We start from the raw sequence: 850 nt of genomic DNA, 5'->3' as shown, positions 1-850 counted from the left end.
CCACTCCTCCAGCGTGGGCAAGTAGGCCGGGTCGAGGCCGTTGATGTTGCTGGTCGCCAGCGTGTGCTCAAGGCGGTACCGCCCCTGCAAGCGCGGACGGCTTCTAGACACCAGCGGCTGCCAGCCGGCGTTCAGAATCTGCTGCAGAAGCCCGTGAATCTCCCGACGAGCGGCGTCATGGGAAATCTCCGAGCTCTCTCCGACATAGGCACTGAAACTGAAGGCCTTCAGCCCTTCGCCAACCAACGGGCCGTCCAGCTCTTCCTGTGTCGACAAGATCGAAACCTTATCGATCACGACCTTGTGCTTTCCATGGTCCAGGATCACCCGCCCGAGCACCGGACGCTCCCATGAGAGGCGGTGTGCCCGAACCGATCCAGGCAGGATCTCCCAAGAGCTGAGGGACGCTGCGTATCTGCGAGCAAAGCTGCCTCCGGGCTCACCGAGGCGAACGTCGATATCTGTAGTCACATGGGCTCCCAGTTGGGAAGTTGCAGAGGATGACGGCGATGGGTTGTCAGGTGCCCGCGAGCACCCCGCGAGCACGGCACATGCAAGCCCAATGGCTGTCAGGAAGAAGCGAAACTGCACCATCACCGATCCGCCATCGAAACCCATCCGGCCATGGTGCGCAACTCGGCCTCCATTCTTTCTGGGCGCGACATCATGAGGGCATGAAACTGAGATGCAGCCTCGTGAATCCACTTCATCCGACTCCCGAAATCCTCCAACCTCGTCTCCTTCGGCGCCACCGACTTCAGTGTCGCGTCATCGGTTTCGCAGGCGCTGGTGAAGACCAGTTCCAGGCCGGGTGAGAACCAACTGGCGGGCGGTGTGCGCTGCGCCTGCA

General features: G+C 61.6%; 1 protein-coding gene and 1 pseudogene. Both read right to left on the bottom strand.

What is annotated here, in order from left to right:
- A pseudogene (locus tag C1704_RS17350) lies at positions 1 to 327 on the bottom strand (hypothetical protein); the annotation flags it as partial.
- Between the two features lie 266 nt (positions 328 to 593).
- The coding region (locus tag C1704_RS17345; protein WP_419186817.1) for a DUF2515 family protein at positions 594 to 850 on the bottom strand (257 nt) is incomplete at its 5' end.

This window comes from Caldimonas caldifontis (genome assembly GCF_002930615.1).
Classification (GTDB): Bacteria; Pseudomonadota; Gammaproteobacteria; order Burkholderiales; family Burkholderiaceae_C; genus Caldimonas; species Caldimonas caldifontis.
Note: the sequence above shows the minus strand (reverse complement) of the source record. Positions and strands in the feature narration are given on the sequence as shown.